The sequence below is a fragment of the Pseudoruegeria sp. HB172150 genome (assembly GCF_013184805.1).
Taxonomy (GTDB): domain Bacteria; phylum Pseudomonadota; class Alphaproteobacteria; order Rhodobacterales; family Rhodobacteraceae; genus Psychromarinibacter.
Genome location: NZ_JAATNG010000009.1, coordinates 17349 through 39475, shown reverse-complemented (window position 1 = coordinate 39475; position 22127 = coordinate 17349). Strand labels below are relative to the sequence as shown.

At 61.0% G+C, this 22127-nt stretch carries 13 protein-coding genes; 4 read left to right on the top strand and 9 right to left on the bottom strand.

Annotated elements, in window-relative coordinates; all coding sequences use genetic code 11:
- Positions 1 to 287: 287 nt before the first annotated feature.
- The 4 genes from HCO70_RS24285 to HCO70_RS24270 all read left to right on the top strand — a co-directional run bounded on the left by HCO70_RS24285 (position 288) and on the right by HCO70_RS24270 (position 5440).
- Complete coding sequence (locus tag HCO70_RS24285; RefSeq protein ID WP_172300506.1) at positions 288 to 998, top strand: VPLPA-CTERM sorting domain-containing protein; 711 nt, start codon at positions 288 to 290, stop codon at positions 996 to 998.
- A 610-nt stretch (positions 999 to 1608) separates the two neighbouring features.
- A complete protein-coding gene (locus tag HCO70_RS24280) occupies positions 1609 to 2388 on the top strand; it encodes a hypothetical protein (RefSeq protein WP_172300505.1) in 780 nt (259 codons plus the stop codon).
- Positions 2385 to 4130 carry a type I secretion system permease/ATPase gene (locus tag HCO70_RS24275; RefSeq protein WP_172300504.1) on the top strand — a complete coding sequence of 582 codons (1746 nt, stop codon included), beginning with the start codon at positions 2385 to 2387 and terminating at the stop codon, positions 4128 to 4130. Before HCO70_RS24280 ends, HCO70_RS24275 begins: the two co-directional genes overlap by 4 nt.
- On the top strand, positions 4127 to 5440 hold the full coding sequence (locus tag HCO70_RS24270; protein WP_172300503.1) for an HlyD family type I secretion periplasmic adaptor subunit: 1314 nt from the start codon (positions 4127 to 4129) through the stop codon (positions 5438 to 5440). Before HCO70_RS24275 ends, HCO70_RS24270 begins: the two co-directional genes overlap by 4 nt.
- Positions 5441 to 5495: 55 nt before the next feature.
- On the opposite strand, the gene HCO70_RS24265 is transcribed toward HCO70_RS24270, so the two are convergent.
- The 9 genes from HCO70_RS24265 to HCO70_RS24220 all read right to left on the bottom strand — a co-directional run bounded on the left by HCO70_RS24265 (position 5496) and on the right by HCO70_RS24220 (position 21712).
- Positions 5496 to 6041: a DapH/DapD/GlmU-related protein gene (locus HCO70_RS24265; protein WP_371742325.1), complete on the bottom strand. Its 546-nt coding sequence runs from the start codon at positions 6039 to 6041 to the stop codon at positions 5496 to 5498.
- Positions 6038 to 7054 carry a glycosyltransferase family 2 protein gene (locus tag HCO70_RS24260; RefSeq protein ID WP_172300501.1) on the bottom strand — a complete coding sequence of 339 codons (1017 nt, stop codon included), beginning with the start codon at positions 7052 to 7054 and terminating at the stop codon, positions 6038 to 6040. Before HCO70_RS24260 ends, HCO70_RS24265 begins: the two co-directional genes overlap by 4 nt.
- Positions 7055 to 7092: 38 nt before the next feature.
- Entirely contained in the window at positions 7093 to 8262 is a 1170-nt protein-coding gene (locus HCO70_RS24255) for a class I SAM-dependent methyltransferase (protein ID WP_172300500.1), read from the bottom strand.
- Complete coding sequence (locus tag HCO70_RS24250) at positions 8262 to 9440, bottom strand: class I SAM-dependent methyltransferase (protein WP_172300499.1); 1179 nt, start codon at positions 9438 to 9440, stop codon at positions 8262 to 8264. The genes HCO70_RS24255 and HCO70_RS24250 overlap by 1 nt, the downstream gene beginning before the upstream one ends.
- Positions 9440 to 11767, bottom strand: coding sequence for an NAD-dependent epimerase/dehydratase family protein (locus tag HCO70_RS24705; protein WP_216665614.1), 2328 nt, complete (start codon positions 11765 to 11767; stop codon positions 9440 to 9442). Before HCO70_RS24705 ends, HCO70_RS24250 begins: the two co-directional genes overlap by 1 nt.
- Positions 11764 to 12540 (bottom strand): glucose-1-phosphate cytidylyltransferase, encoded by a 777-nt coding sequence (gene rfbF, locus HCO70_RS24235; RefSeq protein WP_172300498.1) that lies wholly within the window; start codon positions 12538 to 12540, stop codon positions 11764 to 11766. The genes HCO70_RS24705 and rfbF overlap by 4 nt, the downstream gene beginning before the upstream one ends.
- A 628-nt stretch (positions 12541 to 13168) precedes the next feature.
- Positions 13169 to 14731 (bottom strand): lipopolysaccharide biosynthesis protein, encoded by a 1563-nt coding sequence (locus HCO70_RS24230; protein WP_172300497.1) that lies wholly within the window; start codon positions 14729 to 14731, stop codon positions 13169 to 13171.
- Positions 14732 to 14936: 205 nt separating this feature from the next.
- Complete coding sequence (locus HCO70_RS24225) at positions 14937 to 20534, bottom strand: Ig-like domain-containing protein (protein ID WP_172300496.1); 5598 nt, start codon at positions 20532 to 20534, stop codon at positions 14937 to 14939.
- Positions 20535 to 20782: 248 nt separating this feature from the next.
- Positions 20783 to 21712 carry a glycosyltransferase gene (locus tag HCO70_RS24220; protein ID WP_172300495.1) on the bottom strand — a complete coding sequence of 310 codons (930 nt, stop codon included), beginning with the start codon at positions 21710 to 21712 and terminating at the stop codon, positions 20783 to 20785.
- Between the last annotated feature and the right edge of the window lie 415 nt (positions 21713 to 22127).

The window sequence follows — 22127 nt, the reverse complement described above, 5'->3', positions numbered from 1 at the left end:
CGGTGGTTTCTTAGGTAATTGAATTGTCAGGATATTTACCAAGAAATAAGTGATTTCCGGGACGCGGAAGGCGGTGCCGCCCGGCCGTTCCCGTAGGACAGTGCGGCTCGGAGTCGCTGCCATTCGATTGCACGTTCCAAGGCACGACACGCGCAGGATGTATTCGGTCAAATTGCCCGGTTTTCCCTCGCATCGGCCAGCCGACATGGTAAATAGAGCTTGGGTGCATGATGCCGCCGGCGAATTCAGTTTCGGTCGAGCGGTAGGTCTGAAACTTTGGGGGAATAATGTTCCTTAAGAATACGTTACGTACTGTCGTGGCCGGTTCGGTCCTTTCGGTCCTGCTTGCCGGTTCGGCATCGGCGACATCTCTGTCGCTGGACTATCTCGGATACGCGTCGGGTGGGCGGAACATCACCGTTTACAACCTGTCCGGCGATGCGTCGGATGTCAGGGATGGCTTGAAGACCGGCGGCGCATATGAATTTTACGATGACACGCTCGGCACATTCGTTGCCTGGTGCCTAGACCTTCTGACACCGCAACAAACCGGCGCGGATCAGCCCTACACGGTCACCGATACGCCGTATGACGGGTCCCTGTCCGATGCAGTTCTGGCGCGGATCCAGGCGTATTTCGACGCCAACTACTACGTTGGTCTGGAAGACGACAAGAACACGTCCGGTGCGTTCCAGTTCGGGTTGTGGGAAATTCTCTACGATGACAACTACAACCTGATGATTGGCGATTTCGTGGCTGCGCCGAGGGCGTCCCGGGACAACGACGCCTTCTTCCTGGCGCAGAGCTATCTGGCCGCCGCGGCTTCCTACACGGGCAAGAGCAAGTGGGTCCTGTCCTACCTGCAAAGCACCGAAGGCGAGAGCCAGAACCTCGTGACCGCCGCTCCGGCACCTGTGCCGCTGCCTGCGGCAGGCCTGCTGCTTGCGGGTGGTCTGATGGGATTGGGCGCGCTGCGCCGCCGGCGCAAGGCAGCCTAAGGCAGAAGATCGGAACGGAGCGACGCCGGGCGCGGACTGGGCTTGGCGTCGCGACTGCAGAAATAGGCGCGCAGAACGCAGGCGCCGACAGTGCCGGCAACACCTGCACCGCAGTAGAGCAGAAGGGCGGTCCCAAGACTGGCCCCCATGACAAGCGATGTTGTCATGGTCACCAGGCCTACGCCCACTCCGATTATGATTGCCCCGAAAATCATATGAGTCCGCTTAACACGTTTGATGCTGCCCCGCATCAGCTTTGCCATGGTAACGTTAATGTAATGACATGGTAGTGGCGAGGTTCCTTGCTTCAAATGCATACTTAGGCAAAAAACCGCGCAAGTTGTCTGCCGGGCCGTTTCGAAGTACGTGCTGATGCGTCTAACCCCTTGTTTGACTGGCGTTCCAAGCAAAATTCGCCTTTTTCTGCCGAGGTAGGGTTTGGCGAAGGAATCCGGTGTAGCATTGTGTTAGACGTGGGGGGCAGCCGGTCCGAGATCCGGCAAATGTGGGGATTACAGGCATGACAAACAGGGGCGCCACGGCTGCGCTGATCGGAAACAGTTCTCGTGAAGCCCGGCAAATTGTTGCGCTGGAGAATCGGAGTCTGCTTATGCGGTCGCTTGCGCGCCACGGCGCGCGCACGGCATTCACGACTCGTGCCATGGCGTCATTGCTGGATTCCCTTGGCTGGGAAGTGGCGGAATCGCCGCGGCGCGAGACCGAGATGCACCTGCCGCAGCAATGCTGTTTCATCCTGCGCGACGGGGAGCGGGAAGAGGCAGCCTTCGGCTATTCCGGGCTGACCCTGCCGCAAAACGCGGACGATCCGGGCCTGCGCGCCGCACAGCGCCGGGTGGAGCGGTTCCTGGGCATGCTGGGCGAGGAGCAGGGCGTATTGCTGCAGAACGTACCGCTGATGGCCCTGTCGGGCCGCCGCCGCAATCTGGTTGGCGTGTTCGGCGGCTGGCGGTTCGATCGTGGCACCTGGGCGCCCTTCCTGCTGGGACCGGACGGGCTTGGCGGCGCGCCGGCGCAGGCGGCGCTGTTCCGGGCCGGCGTCGACCCTAGTCACCTAGCCGATATCTGCGGCCATGGCGTGAACCGCGCGATCCCCGCAATTGCCGGCGTGGCCACCGCCCTTTCCGCGGTCGACCGGATGGCAAAAGGCCAGAAGCCGGCGGCGGTGGATACATATCTGCAGCGGCTTCGCGTCGTATCGCATGCGGAAGGCTGGTCGAAACCCGCCGATGACGGCGCCGAGTACGGGCCGACGCGCCTGGCCGCGGGCTATGGCCGGCGGGCCGACAAGGACGGCAAGGATACGCCGGGCAGCTGGGAGCCCGATGGCGACGAGTTCCGCTTTCATAGCTACGGAGCAGACGGCGCATGAGCCGAAGCGGCCAACCGATCGGGAAGATCGAGCTGTGGCGGGCGCTGCTGCCCGGGGTCGGCCTGCTGGGCTGGATCTTCGTGTTCAGCGTCTTTGCCAACCTGCTGATGCTGACCGGCCCGCTGTACATGCTTCAGATCTACGACCGCGTGCTGTCCTCGCAATCGGTCGAGACGCTGATCGCGCTTTCGGTTCTGGTGGCGGGGCTGTATGCGCTCATGGCGCTGTTCGACTACGCGCGCGGCCGGCTGATGGCGCGTGTCGGCGCACGGTTCCAGAGCAAACTGGACAGGCGTGTGTTCGAGGCCAGCCTGCAGGGTGGCCAGGGCGCCAAGGAGCGCAACGACGCCGCCAGCGCCCTGCGCGACCTCGATGCGATCCAAAGGCTGTTCGTCTCGCCGGTGCTGATCACCATCATGGATTTGCCCTGGACCCCGGTTTTCCTGGTGCTGATGTTCTTTTTCCATCCGATGATCGGCTGGCTGGCGGTCACCGGCGGCGCGATCCTGATCCTGCTGACGCTGGCGAACCACGCGATCACCGCCCGGCGCACCCGGCAGGCGGCCTTCGCCGCGCAGCAGTCGCATGACATGGCGGCAGAGGTGCGCATGGGCGAAGAGGTCGTTCTGACCCAGGGCATGCGCCCGGTGGTCACGGAACGCTGGCGCAGGCAGCGGGTCGACGGGCTGGCGCGCGGCATCGGCGCCAATGACTGGACCGGCAGCTTCACCTCTGTCACGCGGGCATTCCGGCTGCTGCTGCAATCGGCGGTTCTGGGGCTTGGCGCCTACTACACGCTGCAGGGCGAACTGACGGGCGGTGCGATGATCGCCGGCTCGATCCTGCTGGGCCGCGCGCTGGCGCCGATCGAACAGGCGCTTGGCGGCTGGGCGGTGCTGCAGCGGGCGCGGCAGGGCTGGAAATCGCTGGGCGGCTTCCTGGCCAAGCACCCGCCCGAGCCGCAGCGAACCGAACTGCCGGTGCCCGAAGCCAACCTGACCGTCAAGAACCTGTCGGTGCTGGCTCCGGGCGGCCGCATGCCGGTGCTGCGGGGCGTCAACTTTCAGCTGATGCCGGGGCAGGCCATCGGCGTCATCGGCCCCTCGGGCTCTGGCAAATCGACACTGGCTCGGGTGCTGCTCGGCTACTGGCCGGTGACTGCGGGCGAGGTGCGCCTGGGCGGGCCGACGCTGGATCAGTACGGCGCCGATGCGCTGGGGCGGCATATCGGCTATCTGCCGCAGAACGTGCGTCTGTTCTCGGGCACCATCGCGCAGAACATCGCGCGCATGGCCGACAAGCCCGATTCCGCCGCCGTGGTGCGGGCCGCCAAGGCGGCGCGGGCGCATGACATCATCACCCGCCTGCCGGAAGGCTATGACACCGTGCTGAAGGCCAACGACCTGCAGCTGTCGGGCGGCCAGTGCCAGCGGATCGCGCTGGCCCGGGCGCTTTACGGCGATCCGCGGCTGCTGATCCTCGACGAGCCGAACTCGGCGCTGGACGCCGAGGGATCGGACGCGCTGAACGAGGCGGTGCGCAGCTTCAAGGAGCGCGGGCGCGGCGTGATCATCATGACCCACCGGCCCAACGCCATTGCCGAATGCGATCTGCTGCTGGTGCTGGATAACGGGCTGGTCACATCGTTCGGCCCGCGCGACGTGGTGATGCGCCGCATGCTGAAGAACGCGGATACCGTGCAGAAGACGCTGCGAAGCCTGCCCGGAGGAGCCCAGACGTGAGCGACAACGATAACAGACAGCCGCGCTGGACCGCCCGCGCGCCGCTGACGGTCGGCATCATTGCACTGATCGCGCTTGTCGGCGGGCTTGGCGGCTGGAGCCTGCGGACCAACCTTTCGGGCGCGGTGATCGCCGCCGGGTCGATGCAGGTCGAAAGCAACCGGCAGGTGATCCAGCATCCCGATGGCGGTGTCGTGAAGGAAATCCTGGTGCGCGACGGCGACCGGGTCGAGGCTGGCGACGTTCTGTTGCGGCTGGATGGAAACCTCCTGCAATCCGAACTTGCAATCATCGAGGGCCAGTTGCGCAGCCTTGCCGCGCGCCGGTCCCGGCTGATCGCGGAGCGTAACGATGCCGAGGAGATCACCTTCCCCGAGGAACTGCTGGCGCAGGCCGAGACCGATGACGAGGTGAAGGGCCTGATCGACGGTGAGACGACGCTGTTCCAGGCACGCCGCGAGACGCTGGAACAGCGCAGCGGCCTGCTCGACAAGCAGAACGAACAGCTGGAAAGCCGGATCGAGGGGGTCAACGCCCAGCTCGCCGCCCTCAAGCGCCAGCAGGAACTGGTGTCGCGCGAGCTGGAGAGCAAACGCGCGCTGCTGAAGAATGGTCTGACGCCGGCCTCTGCCGTGTTCGAGCTGGAAAGCGACCTTGCCGGCATCGAGGGCGAGGTCGGCCGGCTGGCGGCCGAGGTCGCCGGCATGCAGGGCGAGATCACCGCCAACGAGATCGAGCGTCTGCAGCTGTGGACGACCCGGCGCGAGGAAGCCACCAGCGCCGAGCGCGAGCTGCAATATTCCGAGATCGAGCTGAACGAGCGGCGCATCACGCTGGTCGATCAGCTGTCGCGCATGGATCTGCGCGCGCCGGTCGGCGGCATCATCTACGAATCGCAGATCTTCGCCGAACGGGCGGTGGTACAGCCCGCTGAACCGGTAATGTTCATCGTCCCGCAGGACCAGCCGCTGATCGTTTCGGCCAAGGTCGAGTCGCTCGACATTTCCGAGGTGCATGTCGGCCAGGACGTGGCGCTGCGCTTCATGTCTTTCGACCAGAACGGCCGTATTCCCGCCTCGGGCAAGATCGTGCGCGTCTCTGCCGACGCGATCCCGGACGAGAATACCGGCGCCAGCTATTACGCGATCGACATCCGCCCCGACGATTCCGCCTTCGCGGATCTGCGCCCCGACGAGGAATTGATGCCGGGAATGCCGGTACAGGCCTTCATCCGCACCCGTGACCGCACCGCCTTTGCCTATCTGGCGGAACCTTTCGAGCGGTTCTTCGACAAGACGTTCCGGGAGTAGGGTTCGGCCGCCCTCGCGTGGGGCGAGCTGCGATAGAGACCGGATTTCGGGCGCATCACGCGCGTGGGCGGATAGTTCTGGCTGGGTTCCCCGCGGCGATAACGCCTTCCGGAATGTCCTTGGTTACGACTGAGCCGGCCCCGATAACTGCATGGGCGCCAACGGTTACGCCGGCAGTGACGATAACCCGGGCACCTAGCCAGGCGCCTTCACCGATACTGACATCGCTCTCTACAGTTGGCTGTTCGGTTACCAGTTGTCCGGCTGCCAGCCCGTAATTCGAAGCCGTCAAAAAGCAGTCCGGGCCGAACGTAACATCATCGCCGACGATGATTCTTCCTGAGTTATCGCCTGCCCACAAAGTACACCGAGCACCAATCTGCACCCGGTTCCCAATCCTGATCCTGTCTCCATTCGCGAAAGAGGCGTTCGGAGCGATACGCACCTTGTCGCCGATTTCCATTCGGCGCTTTTGAGACACGTGCGTGTAGTTGTAATAATGCAGGATCCGGAACCCATGTGCGAGCGCTCTCGGGTCGAAGATCGACCATATCCCGCGGATGGCTCGTGCGAAGATGCGGGTGTCCTTACGGTTCTTCACACACCGTGGCCCTTGTTCGGAAGCGGTTCGGGGTAACCATCGCGCCATTCGCTCCTGCGATCCCAGACTTCGCCCCAGCTTTCCGCGCTCTCTCGGTGTTTCGTCTTTCGCGTAGCCCACGCTCGCACCTGTGCTGCCCGCATGCGGCTCCAGGGCCAGAGCCGCATCATTGTCAGGCCGAAGGGACGCTTCCAGGCGGGGAAATTCTGGCGGATCAGCGTGGTTTTCGCAGTGAGAACGCGGACGAGTTTGCGGGCATGGACCGCCTCCGACGCCCCGACATAGTGGACGATTTCCGCGTTCGGGGTAATTCGGGGCCTTGCGCCCAGCTTGCGCGCACGAAGGCAAAGATCCGCTTCTTCTCCGTACATGACGTAGGTCAGATCGAAGCCGCCGAGTTCGTGCCAAAAGTCGCGTTCGATGAGCAGAAGACAACCAGTGACGATGTCGACCTCGCGCTCGTCATCTCGCTGCCAGTCTCCGTACCCTTCCGGATTAAAGAATCCGCTGTTCCGGAACATGCTGGACAGACCGAAAACCTGGCTTGTGAGACTCCAGAGCGACATTTGCCGCCAGCAATTCGTGGGGTTCAGGCTTCGGTCACCATATAGCGTCCTTCCGCCCCAGATCTTTGCGTCAGGGCGGTCCTGCGCAAACTGCAAGAGCTTGTCGATCGCTGAATCCAGAACGACCGTGTCCGGATTTAATAGAAGAACGTACTTTCCCCTGGCATGCTCGATGGCGACGTTATTGCCTTTTGCGAACCCGTGATTGGCTGTCTCCGGCATCAGTTTGACGTCCGGAAACTTTTCAGCGATCGCTTTGGCTGATCCGTCCGATGACGCGTTGTCGAGCACAATTACTTCATGGGGTACCGTCGTTTCGCGAGCGACGGACTCCAAACATTCTAACGTCATCTCCCACGTGTTGTAGCTGATGATGATAATGGAAACCGTGGGAGCAGCGACTGCTTCGGAGGACGCTTGGGACCTTTCAATCTTGATCGTTTCCATGGGTACTTGCATCCACTCTGATTTGAACAGGCGCTAATTTACCCCGCCACCACCGCGAATTCCGGGTTCAGCCCCATGCCGCGCACCTGGTCGGAGATCTCCTGCTCGTAGAGCGCGTTGGAGATCAGGACGAGGTCGGGCTGGATCGTTTTCAGGTCGTCCGGCGCCACGACCGGCAGGGCCACGCCGGGGGCGTAGAGGCCGTGTTTGCGCGGGTTGAGGTCGACGAGGGCGGCCAGCGGCGCGGCGGCGTCGCCGAGGGCGTTGGCGAAGGTGATGCCCTTCGAGCCGGCGCCCCAGATCACTGCCTTGCCGTCGAGCCTGGACAGCCGGTCGCGCCAGCCGGCGAGCAGGCCGTTGGCTGCCGTCGCGAATGCTTCTGCGTCGGCGATGACCCTGGTGGTGTCGGGCGACAGCCACGACGGGTCGGGCGCGGTGGGCCGCGCCTCTAGCATCAGAAATTGGCCGTCATAGCCTTCGGTGACCGACACGGGCGCGAACCCGGCGCGGCGGAACGCGGCCTCCATCGAGGCGGCGGTCCAGTAGCCGACATGTTCGTAGATTACGTCCCACATCGACACGGCGCGCAGCATCCAGCCGGCGTTCGGGACCTCGAAATAGACCGGCACGTCGCGATCGCCGATTGCACGGCGGATGTCGTGCAGCAGCGGCATCGGTGCGTCGAGATGCTCCAGCACGTGGCGGCACAGGATCGCGTCGAACGGACGGTCGAGCTGGTCGGAGCGGAAGTATTCCGGCACGATCTCTACCCCGTCGCGGGCGGTGAATGGCGTTTCCTTGCCTTCCATCGACGGGTCGAATCCGGTGGCGGTGGCCGCGCCGTGCTTTGACATCAGGTCCAGCATGTGGCCGTCGCCGCAGCCGATCTCGAACACGTGCTTGCCCTTGAGGTCGAAGCGGTCGACCAGCCCCTTTGCCAGTTCCTCGGCAAAAGCCTGAAACTTTGGCGAGAAATGCAGCGCGTTCTCGTAGCCGGGCGCGTAGACCATACGCTCGGGCTCGAAGGCGGCGTTCCAGATCATCGCGGTTTCGGGGCAGATCACCAGATCGACGTCACCGGCCGGCGCTTCGCGAGCGGCGTCGGCATCGGGCCAGAGCTGGTTGCAGATCACCGGCACGTTGCCGAGGGTGAAGACCGGCTTCAGGTTTGTTGACCCGCTGACCGGGCATTCCGTTGCAAGGCTCATCAGACCGCCACCAGTTCGGGGTTCAGGCCCATCGCCGCCAGATCGGCGCCGATTTCCTTCAGGTAGATCGGGTTCATCACGATCACCGTGTCGGGCGGCGCGTCCTTCAGGCTGGCCGGGCCGGACACGAGATGCCCGGTGCCGGGAAGGTAGCGGCCCTGCTTGAACGGGTTGATGTCGATGACCTGCGCCACCTCGTCGCCGAGGTCGTTCGTCGTCAGGAACGACACGCCCTTGGAGCCGCCGCCCCAGATCGCGACGCGCTTGCCGTCAGCGTGGCGGGAGCGGACGAAATCGGTCCAGTAGGCGCGGGTTTCGGCCACCTGTTCCGGGAAGGCCGCCGCCAGCGCGCGCACGGCCTCGAGGTCGTCCTCTTCCGGCAGCGGTGGGCGGCCGGTGGACGGCTCGGCATACTGGATGATGTACTGGTCATCATAGGCCAGGTAGAGCTTGGTCACGTCCATCCCGGCGCGGCGGAACAGGCGGGCATGGCTTCCCAGCGTGAAATACGAGCAGTGCTCGTAGTAGATGTCCCAGAACGCGCCCTCGTCGAGCACGCGGCGCACGTCCGGCGTCTCGAAGAAGATGCCCACGTCGGTGCGGCCGTCGATGGCGGTGGCGATGTCGTCCATGAACTGGCCGACCGCTGGGATATGTTCCAGCGTGTGCCGGCAGACAACGAAATCGGGCGTCTCGGCGATGGTCGCAGGATCGAAATATTCGCGCTGGAACCGGATCTCCTGCCCGTCGGCACCGGGCAGACGCTCGGGAATGAACCCCGGATCGACACCCAGACCCTGCGTCCCGGTCTGCTCGGCCAGTTCCTGCAGGAACTCGCCCTTGCCACAGCCGATCTCCAGCGTCTTCTTGCCCTTCAGGTCGTAGAGCGAGGCGACCTCTGCCGCCAGCTCCTTGGCGAAGCGGTTGAAGGTGCCCGAGAAGTGCTGGCTTTCCTCGGTGGTCGAGGCGTAGTCGACCTGTTCCAGCTCGAACACCGCGTTGAATACGAAGCCGCAGTCATTGCAGAACTTCAGCAGCAGGGGCCGGCGCGGAAAGTTCCGCGCCTCCTCTTCGCTGTCGAGCAGGATGCAGCTTTGCACCGGGATGGCGTCGAGCCGATAGATTTCGGCCACGGCGCCGGACCCGCAGGCCGGGCACTTGTTCAGTTCTTCCGCCATCAGTTCGAGACGATCTCGAGATCCGGGATCGGCACCACGAACTTGCCGCCTTTCGCCAGGAAATCCTGCTGCTGCCGGATGATCTCGTCACGGAAGTTCCACGGCAGGATCATCACGTAATCGGGCTTGTCCGATTTCAGCTTTTCCGGATCGTCGATGCGGACGCGGACGCCGGGCATGTACTTGCCCTGCTTGTGGACGTTGCGGTCCACCGCGTATTCGATCGCGCGCGAATTGAGCTGCAGGAAGTTCAGCATGATCGTGCCCTTGGCGGCGGCGCCGTAGGCGGCGATGCGTTTGCCCTCGGACTTCAGTTCAGCGATCAGCTTGCGCGCCTCGTCGCGGAACGTCCGCACGCGCTGGCCGAAGCTGGCGTAATAGTCGAAACGGTCGAGGCCAAGCTCATGCTCTTCGGCGAGGATCCGTTTCACCGCCTCGGACGGCGCGTCGGTCTTGCCGAAATAGAGCCGCAGCGAGCCGCCGTGTATCGGCAGGCGGCGCACGTCGTTCAGGTACAGCCCGTGGCGCGCGAACAGCGTCTTCGCCGAGCCGACCGAGAAATAGCACAGGTGCTCGTGATAGATCGTGTCGAACTCGATGAAGTCGATGAGGTCCCGCACATAGGGGAACTCGACCGAGATGACGCCGTCATCGGCCAGCAGCGTCGCCATGCCGGCCACCAGATCGTTCTGGTCGGCGACGTGGGCCACCACGTTGTTGGCGATGATCACGTCGGCCTTGCGGCCCTGTGCCGCCAGTTCGCCGGCGACGCGGGTGCCGAAGAAGTCGTTGATCGTCTCGATCCCCTTCTCCATCGCCGCCGTCGCGGGCTGCAGGGCCGGGTCGATGCCGAGGACCGGCACGCCTTTTTCCTTGAAGTTCTGCAGCATGTAGCCGTCGTTCGAGGCGATCTCTGCGACAAGGCTGTCGGCGCCGAGGCCGCGCATCTCGATCAGCTCCAGCGCGTTCTCGCGGCTGTGCTTCAGCAGATCTTCGGAGAAGGAGGAGAAGTAGAGATAGTCGTCGCCGAACATCTCTTCTGCCGGGCGGGTTTCCAGCAGCTGCACCAGCGTGCAGTCCGGGCAATAGCCCAGCCGCAGCGGCACCAGCGATTCCCGGCGGTCGAGGATGCTGGGATCGAGAAGGCCGTCCGAGCGCGGCATCAGGCCGAGGTCGAGGATCGGCTTCAGCCCGTGATGGCCGCAGGAAATGCAGCTGACTTCGGCGGCATCGGCTTCGAAGCCCGGCGCAATGGCAGCCTCGGGCGCCGCGGCACGTTCGGCCAGCGCCTTCGGCGTGTGCTTCAGCGTCTCGTCGATGATGCCGTCGGCGATCAGTTTCTTGATGTGGCCGATCCGCTGATAGCGCGGCCCCTCGAATTCCTCGAGCGTCAGGTCGACAGCCTTGTAGGCTTTGTAGAGCGATTCAGCACCCTTGCGCGCATCCCATTGCGGTTTGAAATGGGGCATGACGCGCTGGATCTTGTCGCAGTTCACACGGTAGCTGCGCTTGTCCGGGCCGGCATCGTCGGCGAAGGTCACCTCGCAGCCCGGCACGACCGAGGCCACGATCTCTGCCAGTTCCTTGATCTGGTAGTTGTGATCGGTGACGCCGACGTTGAACGCCTCGTTCCGGATCGTCTCGACCGGGGTCGAGAGCGTGGCGAGGAAGGCGCGGCTGATATCCTCGATATGGGTGATCGGGCGCCACGGCGTTCCGTCCGACTTCATGTGGATGTTGCCGGTGGTGACGGCCCAGGCGACCAGGTTGTTCAGAACCAGGTCGAAGCGGATCCGCGGGCTGACGCCATAGGCCGTGGCCGAGCGCAGGAAGGTCGGGCAGAAGCTGTCATCGGCCAGTTCGGCCAGTGCCTGTTCCGACCGCACCTTGGAGATGCCGTAGGGCGTCACCGGGTTGAAGGCGCCGGTCTCGTCGATGAAATCGGGGCCCGAGGCACCGTAGTTCGAGCAGGAAGACGAGAACACGAAACGCTCGACGCCCGCGGCCTTGGCGGCGCGGGCGACGTTCATGGTGCCATCGAAGTTGATGTCGTAGGTGGTCTCGGGGCGGAAGTCGCCCAGCGGGTCGTTCGATAGTGCTGCCAGGTGCAGCACGGCGTCGAAGCCCAGAAGGTCGGCCGGGGTGACCTCGCGCACATCCTTCAGAAGCGTCGGGATATCCGGCATTTCGCCGCCCGGCTCGAAGGTGCAGCGTTCGTACAGATCGCTGTCGATGCCGGCGACGTCATGCCCCGCCTCAAGAAGCATCGGGGTAAGAACGGTTCCGATATAGCCGCGGTGGCCTGTCACGAGTACACGCATCGTCATTTTTCCCAAACAGCCCAGGGACGATCCCCGGAATCCCAAAGTTTTTGCAGTGTATGCTTGTCGCGCAGCGTATCCATTGCCGCCCAGAATCCTTCGTGACGATAAGCCATCAGCTGGCCGTCACGCGCAAGGTTTTCCAGCGGCGCATGCTCGAACATCACCATGTCGCCTTCGATATAGTCGAAGACTTCCGGTTCCAGCACGAAAAACGCGCCGTTGATCCAGCCTTCGGCGGTCTGCGGCTTTTCCTCGAACGCCTCGACCTGGTCGCCGTTGAAGCGCATGTGGCCATAGCGCGCGGGCGGGCGCACCGCGGTGATCGTGGCCAGCTTTCCATGCGACTTGTGGAACTCGATCAGCTTTTTCAGGTCGATGTCGGACACGCCGTCGCCCCATGTCAGCATGAAGGTGCCGTCGCCCATGTAGGGCTTCAGGCGTTTCACCCGGCCGCCGGTCAGTGTCTCGTCGCCGGTTTCGATCAGGTCGACCTTCCACGGCGCGTGATCCTGATCGTGGCGCACCAGCGGGTCGTTGCTGTTCATGTCGACGGTCAGGTTGCCCGACAGGGTGCCGTATTCCACGAAGTAGCGCTTGATGTAGTCGCCCTTGTACCCCAGCGCGACAGCGAAATCGTCGAAGCCGTAGTGCGAGTAGATCATCATGATGTGCCAGAGGATCGGGCGGTTGCCGATCTCGACCATCGGCTTCGGCCGGACAGAGGTTTCCTCGGCCAGGCGCGTACCTTTACCGCCGGCAAGAATTGCGACTTTCATCAATGAGGTCTCCTGTGAATACCTTCTAGGACGTTTCCAATTTCGTTCGCCTAGCGGGTTCTTGTAACAATTGCCCGTCGGCCGGAACCATGAATAACTTCAAGCGTCAATATCGAGGACCTTGTGGTGTCGCAACATGGGCCCCTGTCCCGTATCGAACGCCGAACACCGCTCCATCTCTGTTCAGTTGTCTTAGCATCCGCCTCTGCCTGCGGGTCTGGAAGCAAACCCCGTGATCTTCAAGACAATACCATTGCTACAACGACGTAGCCCGCAGGCCCGTCTCGCTGGGTTTCCAGATTGCCGCTCTGCGGCATATGGAGAATTGCCGGTCACGGGGATCACGTCAATGGCTGGCCACCGCCTGCAATCCGCACCTGACCGATAAAGGGTGCTCAAGTTTCTGTAAATAAGGGATTTTTCCACTTGCAAACCGCGCTGGTGTCTGAACCGGTTTTGATCGGAGTTCCGTTGAAAATTACGATTGTTCGACAATTCGCTGCGGAGGCGAGAACTGTTCCGCGCGTTTTGCAATGCGCGACTCGGGGCAGGAGCTGGGATCGCCGCGCGCGTGTAACCCGGCGCGGTCAAAAGACCGGGCTCCATCCCGCACGGTTACAGCCCGCGTTCAACCTTTGGATCTCTTACCGGAAAAACGGCCACGGATCTTGTGGACAGCGCGCTGCATCAGGACCTTGTCGCTTTCGCTAAGGCACAATCCGATCAAGACCGCCGGATAAACCAGAGCCGAGACCGCGCTGCCCAGGAAAAACCCGCCCCAGCTGGTGATCGGGAAGACGTATCCGAACGCCGCACAGGCAAGGCAGGCGGCCACGAAGGGGGCGATGCCGCGCACCAGGGTTTCGCCGACGAAGACCGGCCACGTTCCCTTCACCAGCCAAAGGCCGGCCGGCCACATGATCAGCAGATGGACAATTGCGTACGAACCGCTCAGCCCCATCGCCGCACCGAGTGCACCCAGGTCGCGAATCACGACGAGGTACCACATGCCCCCCAGCGCGGCCAGACTGAGGATCATGATGCAAATATTGAAAGACCGGATCCTACCGACCGAATAGGCGACCTCGTAGAACATGCCGCTGGCCCAGACGAATGGGTAAACCCCCAGCAGCATGACCATCACCGGTGCGGCCTTGAGATACCGGGCACCAGCATAGAGTTCGATCAGCGGATAGGCGAAAACCAGCAATGGCGGCAGCAGGAACAGGGTCACCCACAGGTAGTAACGTCCGCCGAGATAATAGAACTTCTGCAGCGAATCCTCGCCCTCCGTCGCATAGATCGTCGTGAGCGCGGGTTTGGCCGGCGCTGTGGCGGCCACCGCCAGCCTGCGGATCTGCGTGTCGGCAAGGTTGCCGATGTGGAACGACGCCACGTCGATAGCGCTTGCATTGCGGTTCAGCAAAAGCGCTGGAACTGCTCGGAGAACGAGGTTGTTGAATGCCTGGAACAGCGTCCAGAGGCTGAAGCTGAGTAGCCGTTTCACCGTTGCGACCGCGATCGCCGATAGTCGCAGGCGTGCATCGGGAATGATGCGCACAGTATAGCCGATCAGGATCAGCATGTTCACGACGTTGGCGACACACGTGGACACGGTCACCCAGATTACTTGGGTGCTGACCGCAAGCAGCAGGAAAACCAGAAGCACCACTCTCAGCACCTCGGTGGCGAGCAGGATCATGTTTTCCTCGACAAAGCGCATTCGCACATGAAGTCCGACACGGAAAGGAGTCAGCGCGACGCGCAGGCAAAGGACCGCGACAAGCATCAAGAGCATTGCTTGTGCCTGCCAGCGATATTCCGGCGCAACGTTAATGACGCTGTCGATATTGACGGTCGCCAACAAACCGCCGACCAGAAGAACCATCGCGACAGCGGTCAGCACAGGTACCATAGAGGAAACGATTCTCGTCATTTCCGCCGTATCTTGGCGTGCGTCCGCTTCGACCATAAAGCGAGACAAACCTCGCATGAAGATCAGAGGCAGGATCTCGGCGATGACGAGCAGCGAAGCGACTACCGGAACCAGCGCATATTCCTCTGGCGCGATCCGGTGGATCAGAAACTGGTTGACCCAAACCAGTGCCCCCATGCGCAACAGCATCGTGACGATCGAACTCGTCGCATTCAAAACATAGCGGCTGGCTGTATTGCGCTGCGCTGCGCTCATGATGGCTCCGTTTGTGGCAAGGGTTTCACGACTTCGGAGACCCGCGAGAGTTCAAGCCCGATCCGAAGAGTCGCGCAAGCTCTGACTGAAACTGATGAATGGGGTACGGGGAGTTTCGGCGGGGCGGGCGCCTTAAGACGCCCGCCTTCGCACAATTTATTGCCGCAGATGCGACAGGTGGCATTTTTCAGCCCGTGCCTTCCAGCTAGATCAGGTTGTCGGCAAAGACGAAGTCGCTGCTGTTCAGGTCGAGACCCTGCGCCCCGTTCAGAATCCCGATCAACTCGTCTTCTTCGCCTCCTGTGCCGATCAGCCAGATTGCGGTGCTGCCTGTTGCCAAGCCTGCACCATCCGAGGTCAGCACGTAATCCGATGCGCTGCCGTGTAGTTGCACCTGGTCGGTACCCGAATCGAAATCCCACGCAAAGCCGTAGTCTTCCAGCCCGGAGGTCGCGCCGTTTCCATCGTCGTAGTAAACTCCGTCCGCATCGCCGAACACGAAGACATCGGCCCCGCCATTGCCGGTGAAGACATCGATCTCGCCCACGCCGGGATTGGCGCTTCCGGTGTCGACAGCGCTCAGCAAGTCAGCCGCTTCGGTGCCCTGTATGATATCACTGCCGGTAATCTCGGTGACGGTGAGATCGCCGAAGGTGATGTCGTAGTAATGCGAGTTCAGGTAAATCCCGCCGGTTGCCGGTGCTTCATCAAGGCTGAAGGTCTCCAGACCCTGCAGTGTCCATTCCGTGGGTTCGGGAGTACCGACTTCCCAGATCTTGAGGCTGTAAAGCCGATCATAGATGCCGGTTTGCTCAACCCGCACAATCACGTTGAAAGTCACATCTTCGGCTAGATCGAGCTTCGACGACACTGCGAGAACATCGGTCCATTCGTCGTAGCTGTGGCTTCGGAACCGGCCATCCCGGTAAAAGAAGGCCGCACCCGGTTCCCAGCCCGACAGAGGCTGGATGTCCCCGTGGCGCGAGTCCGTGTGACCGTCCCAGAGCATCCCGAAAGCGAACCCGCCACCGTTGATCGGATCTTCGTTCTGAAGATCATTAGTTGTGATGGTCATGGTCAGTTCGTAGTTGTCCCAGGTCTGATCGCCCAGGACCAGCAGCCGGTCATAACCAAGTTCTGCCGGACGCGCGCCGTCGTCATCGAAGGTCCACAACCCGTCGACCACCTGCACCACATCCTGAAGGTCGGTGACCGTTGACCAGTCGATACTGTAGTTGGGGTCCCAGGAACTGCCCGACTCGTAGTCGATGGTTACATCACGGGTAACAGTCACGCCGCCGGCGTAGGTGGCGGTAATGGTGACGATGTCGTCGACTGAAGATCCATCAAGCTCGGAGTAGGAGATATCGATATTGAAATCGCCCTCGTACTCAAGGCGAATGCCATCTGCACCGACCGACAGCGTGCGCTCCGGACCGCCATTGAGCGAGTAGGTCAGGGTTTCCACGTCACCGGCGACATTGCCGAGAATGTTGATCCATTCCTGGCCTTCGCCGGGGCTGCCGAAGCTTTGCTCCAGCCCGTACCAGACGTCGATCGGGTTTCCGACCGCGATTGATACAGTCGCAGTATCGGTGTTGGTGCCATCCGAAATCGTGTAGGTGAATCCGTCGGCGCCTTCGAACCCGGCGTTGGGCGCGTATGTGTACGTCCCGTCGCCGTTGCTGGTTAGCGTACCGTTGGATGGCTGCGTGATTTCGGTAATCGTCAGAGTATCGCCGTTCGCGTCACTGTCGTTCGCCAGAAGGTCAGTCACCGGATCGATAACGAACGGAGTGTCCGTCGGCGTCACCAGCCCGTCATCCACCGCATCAGGCGGATATTCGACAGGAACAATTGTGCCATCTTCGTTGGCGATCGGTTCGGCTGTGTTCTCAAAGTAATCAACCTGCGCCGTGTAACCCGACGTGCTTCCCGTGTTGCCGGCAAATACGCCCGTTTGCGTGACGGTCATCGCGTGATCGAAGCTGCCCGCCGACGTCCAGTTTTCACCGTCAGCCGAGTATTCGAATGTCCAAGTATCGCCATCGCGGGTCAATCGCAGGTACGAGGCGCCGTCCTGAGGTATCACCACCTTGAAGGCACGTTCGGACACGCCGTCGACCGTAATCGCGGCGAAGGCGAAAAGCTTCGAGCCGTCAGAGTAGGTGTCGAAGCGCAGCCAGTTGGCAGAGTCCTCTTCGACTATAAGACCCTGCAGTTCGTACTTCTGCGTGGGCGTTGTCAGGAACCGGGTTTCGATCTGGAAATCCGTATCGTCAGTGGCCTGCATCGCCCGGGCAGACATATTGGTGTCCCAGACATCATGGATACCGCCAGCGGTCACCAGTTCCAGGTAACCATCGGTCGCGTTCGTGCCGAGGCTGACCGATGTTGTCGCCGGACCAGCAACTGTCCAAACCGCATCCAACGTCCCTTCCGAGAAGTCATCGGACGTCAGATTGGTGTCTGTCGGAGGCGGGGTATCGGCTGCATTTACGGTTATGGTTGCTGTAGCCGTATCCGCGCTGTTGCCGTCACTGATCGTATAGGTGAAGCTGTCGGTTCCGGAGAACCCGGCATCCGGCGTGTATGTGTATGTGCCGTCACCGTTTTCGGTCAGACTGCCATGCGAAGGCTGTGTGACCTCCAGCAATGTGAGGACGCCACCTTCTGGATCGCTGTCGTTGTTCAGCAGGTCGCTCACCGGATTGACCAGAAGCGCGACATCCTCGTCAGTCGCCAAAGCATCGTCGACCGCATCCGGAGGGTTGTCGACGGGTACAATGACGCCATCCTCATCGACGATCGGGTCGGCCGTATTCTCGAAATAGTCGACCACTGCGGTGAATCCCGGTGCTGCCCCTGCGCTACCTGCAAAGACCCCTACCTGCGACACCGCCAATGAATAGTCGAAGCTGCCGGCCGCAGTCCAATTCGAGCCATCTGCCGAATACTCGAATGTCCAGGTGTCACCGCTTCGCGTAAGCCGCAGGTAAGATGCGCCGTCTTCGGGGATGGCAACTTTGAAAACCCGATCAGACACACCGTTGGTCGTTATCGCCGCGAATGCGTAGAGCTTCTTGCCATCGGAATAAGTGTCAAAGCGCAGCCAGTTCTGACTGTCTTGCTCTACGATCAGACCCTGAAGCTGATATTTTGCAGTTGGAGTGCTGAGAAACCGCGTCTCGATCTGGAAATCGGTATCCGCGGTTGCCTGCATCGCGCGGGAACTGTTGTTCGTGTTCCACACATCATTGTCGCCAGCGCCCGTGATCAATTCGAGATAGGCGTCTGTCGAGTTCGTCCCCAGACCTGCAGATGTTCCGGTGGGTCCCACCAGCGTCCACGCCCCGCCCAGAGAACCATCCGAGAAGTCATCGGAAACGAGGTTGCTTCCGGTCGGCGGAGGCGTGTCCGCTTCGACGGTTACAGTTGCTGTCGCAGTGCTGTTATCCTCACCGTCCGTAACGGTGTACGTAAAACTGTCAGTTCCGGTAAAACCAGCATTCGGAACGTACGTCACCGTGCCATCCGGATTCAGAGTAACCGTACCGTTAGCTGCGTCGCCAACACTAAGCATGGACAGCGGATCGCCGTCCGCGTCGCTGTCATTTGTCAGCAAGTTAACGGTCGCGCTGCCGTTCTCGGCAACGTCAAAGCTATCATCCACAGCGGTTGGCGCGGTGTTTGGCAGCGCGTTCACCGTGATGTTGACCGTCGCAGTATCTTGTTCGCTGCCGTCGGAAACGACATAGGTAAAGCTGTCTGCTCCGACGAAACCGGCATTCGGCGTGTACGTGACGGTGCCGTCAGGGTTCAGTGTAACTGTGCCGTTCGACGCCGTGCCGAGGCTGGAAACAGACAGTGTATCGCCGTCAACATCAGTATCGTTGACGAGAACGTCAAATGTCGCGCTTCCATTCTCGCTGACTGCGACAGCGTCGTCACTCGCCACTGGCGCGGTATTTGAAAAGTCGCCAACGGCTATGTTCACCGTCGCCGTGCCCTCCGACGTTCCATCGCTGACCGTGTAGGTGAAACTGTCCGGACCGACATAGCCGGAGGTGGGAGAGTAGGTGTATGTACCGTCGATATTCAGGGTGAGTGTCCCATGCGAGGGATCGGTGACGCTGATCAATGTCAGCGTGTCGCCGTTGGCATCACTGTCGTTGCCCAGAAGATCGGTCGCCGGGTCGATAACAAGTTGGATACCCTCACCAGTTGCCAGACTGTCGTTTTCTGCGTTTGGAGGGTTGTTGACGGGAGTGCCCTCGCCGTCTTCGTTCAGAATCGGGTCAGTGCTCGACTCAAACCAGTCGAACTGAGACACGAACCCAGGAATGTTACCCTTGTTCTCTGCGCTACCGGCAAACGGCCCGATCTGCGTGGGCACCATGTCGCTGGTAATGGAAATCGCAAGGATCCACGTTTCTCCGTCGCTCGAGTACTCGAAGTCGAAGCTGTCACCGATTCTCGTGATGCGCAGGTACTGGGCATCGCCAGACTCTATGTCTGCCCGATAGGGGAAGTTCTGCGAGTCGCCGTCAACTTGACCAACGATCAATACCAGCCCCTTGCGCGTATGTGCTACGTCGAACCGGAACCATGTATCGTCATCTTCGACCAAAAGCAGACCATGTTCCTGAAATGCCTGCTGCGGCTCATTCAGGAAGTGTATGGCGACCTGGAAGTCGCCATCTTCTACATTCTGCAGGACGCGCGGTGTGGTCAGTGCGCGATAGGCATCCACGGCCTCGCCCGGCGGTGACGTGATTTCCAGCCAGGAGTTCGTGCCATCTGTCTCGGTGGTGGCGCTGCCTGTGATTCCGTAAAAGGTCCACTGGCTCCCGAGTTCCAAGGTGTTGAAATCGTCGGAAATGATCTCGATCGGCGGGCCAAGGATACTGATCGTGACCGTTGCTGACGACGAACCGCCTGCTTCGTCTTCGATCGAATAAGTGAAGCTGTCGAAACCAGTGAAGCCGGTGTTCGGGGTATATGTATAGGTCCCGTCGAGATTGGCAGTCAGCGTACCGTTGGTCGGCTGTGTCACGCTGGTCAACGTGAGAACGCTACCCTCAGGATCCGAGTCGTTGACGAGCAGGTCGGTGACCGGATCTATCACAAGCGCCGTGTCGATTTCCGTCGTAACTGCATCGTCGGTCGCGTCGGGTGCGTTGTCTACCGGAACAATCGTACCGTCTTCGTCGACTATCGGATCGGCGCTGTTCTCGAAATAATCGACCTGCGCAGTGTATCCGCTCGCGTTTCCGGTGTTGCCCGCGAAGACGCCGGTCTGTGAGACGGTAAGCGCGTGATCGAAGCTTCCAGCGGTGGTCCAGGTCAGGCCATCCTGGGAATACTCGAAAGTCCAAGTGTCACCGGTGCGGGTCAGCCGAAGGTATGGAGCGGTGCCTTCCGGAATCGCTACCTTGAATGCGCTGGTTGAATCTCCATCGACGGTAATAGCGGCAAACGCATAAAGGTTGTTGCCGTCGCTGTAGGTGTCGAACCGCAACCAGTTGTCTTCGTCCTGCTCAACGAGAAGGCCCTGCAATTGGAACTTCTCAGTCGGCGTGGTCAGGAATCTCGTTTCGATCTGGAAATCGGTGTCCGATGCATCCTGCATCGCGCGGACACCGTTGTTGGCGTCCCAGACATCATGATCACCGTCGGGCGTGACCAACTCCAAGTATGCATCCGTGGCATTCGTGCCAAGCACGACAGACGTTCCCGTCGGCGCCACGACATCCCAAAGCGGACTGAGTTCCCCAGCCGCAAAATCGTCAGAGTTGTTCAAGAACCCACCCTCGCAAGCAAAATGAGATTAAAAATACGGTCGCAAGCCTGACCCACGCCAAGCACTCTAAACCAACCGAAAAACGCCGCCAATGGTGGCATTCCGGAATATGGCCAAATCCGGTCAAATTCTTGTCAGGGCGTTTACCGATTGATCATCAATGCGCTGCAGCGAAACAGATCGTTCACATCGCACCAAACGGTTCGGCAGTACGTGCAACGAATGCATGCACAAACCGAACTACGCCCTCACGCCGATTCGCCGCGAATCTTCCTCCGCCACCGGCCACCGGTTACGCGCACTCTCCGGAATGTCTGGCTACCAAACAGGGTCGCGACACAGACCGGTTTTTCCACGGCAGATAGATTGTCGGATCGGTAGATCGCCTTGATGAATTCCCGACGCAGGCGCTGACGGGAAGATAGCTTTTCCTTGCTTGCTTTCGGATCAAACCAGCGCAGCACCTCTTCGTCGCTGCGGTTTGCCTGTCGCGACATCTTCTCGTGGATGCGGCGCTGAAACAGAGGCTCACCATCAAGATGAATGACCGGGCCCAGCAGCGCACATTCCAGCAAGAGCACGTAATCCGAAGCCACATATGTGCCTATCAGTTGCGTGCGGGCGAGTGTTTCCCGGTGAAAAAGGCCGAACACCGCGGTAACCAGACCCATCGCTTGCACAGCCCGGTGGAGCCTGACCGCAGCCGCGGGTGAGGTCGTGTGCATGGAATTTCTGTCTGGATACAAGACCTTGTTATCTGAATCTATGAACTCCGAACGAGGATAGATCAGCGAGGGCAAAGTCTGCTGCCTTTCAAAAGCTTCGACGCAACGAGTTAGGAATTGCGGTTTCATTAGGTCGTCGTGCGCCGCCCATTTGAAATACGGCGCGGACGAAAGGTGGAAAACGTGGTTATAGTTCTTGGCGGCGCCGAGATTCTCGGTATGCCGAACATAGCTGACGCGCTCGTCTGCAGCGGCGTAGTTGGCGCAGATGTCGGGCGTTTCGTCGGTCGAAGCGTTATCGGATATGATGAGTTCGAGGTCGCCGAGATCCTGCGCCAGAATCGACTCGATCGCCTGGCCGAGAAACTCGGCGCCGTTGTAGACTGGCAAGCCAACGCTCACCGTCCGTTTCTTCTCTGACGTCGTGTTGAGCGAGGGCGCAGAGACGTTCATGATAATTCCTCGGTTTCCAAATTCATGGGACCAAGCGATATTGGTGTCCGCGGATTTTTCAAGCCTGCGCCGAAGCAAATCCGAAGCCGCGCCCAGGTTGGACACCTATAAGGCACAGAGCCGGCCACATTGCCTAAGGCGTTTCCTGATTGCGTTCACCTGGCACATCCCTGCCGCGCGTTTCGGTAACTGCGACAGTGGCAGCATCATTCGACGGTTTGGCCCGCATTCCGCACAAGATCGAGAACGGCGCTTCCCATCTCCACGTCACCGCTTGACGCCGGGCACCGTATGCCCAAGCTCATCTCCGAGAACCATGCCGTTCATACGGACGGTATTAAGCATACCCCATTGCGCGCCAAAGAAGCAGCGCCAACCATTTTGGTAAGGAGCTGATCGGGCGTGTATGAGTTCG

Coding starts and splice junctions, on each gene's coding strand:
- HCO70_RS24285 (WP_172300506.1), top strand. CDS start 288: ATGTTCCTTAAGAATACGTTACGTACTGTCGTGGCCGGTTCGGTCCTT.
- HCO70_RS24280 (WP_172300505.1), top strand. CDS start 1,609: ATGCGGTCGCTTGCGCGCCACGGCGCGCGCACGGCATTCACGACTCGT.
- HCO70_RS24275 (WP_172300504.1), top strand. CDS start 2,385: ATGAGCCGAAGCGGCCAACCGATCGGGAAGATCGAGCTGTGGCGGGCG.
- HCO70_RS24260 (WP_172300501.1), bottom strand. CDS start 7,054: ATGGAAACGATCAAGATTGAAAGGTCCCAAGCGTCCTCCGAAGCAGTC.
- HCO70_RS24255 (WP_172300500.1), bottom strand. CDS start 8,262: ATGAGCCTTGCAACGGAATGCCCGGTCAGCGGGTCAACAAACCTGAAG.
- HCO70_RS24250 (WP_172300499.1), bottom strand. CDS start 9,440: ATGGCGGAAGAACTGAACAAGTGCCCGGCCTGCGGGTCCGGCGCCGTG.
- HCO70_RS24705 (WP_216665614.1), bottom strand. CDS start 11,767: ATGACGATGCGTGTACTCGTGACAGGCCACCGCGGCTATATCGGAACC.
- rfbF (WP_172300498.1), bottom strand. CDS start 12,540: ATGAAAGTCGCAATTCTTGCCGGCGGTAAAGGTACGCGCCTGGCCGAG.
- HCO70_RS24230 (WP_172300497.1), bottom strand. CDS start 14,731: ATGAGCGCAGCGCAGCGCAATACAGCCAGCCGCTATGTTTTGAATGCG.
- HCO70_RS24220 (WP_172300495.1), bottom strand. CDS start 21,712: ATGAACGTCTCTGCGCCCTCGCTCAACACGACGTCAGAGAAGAAACGG.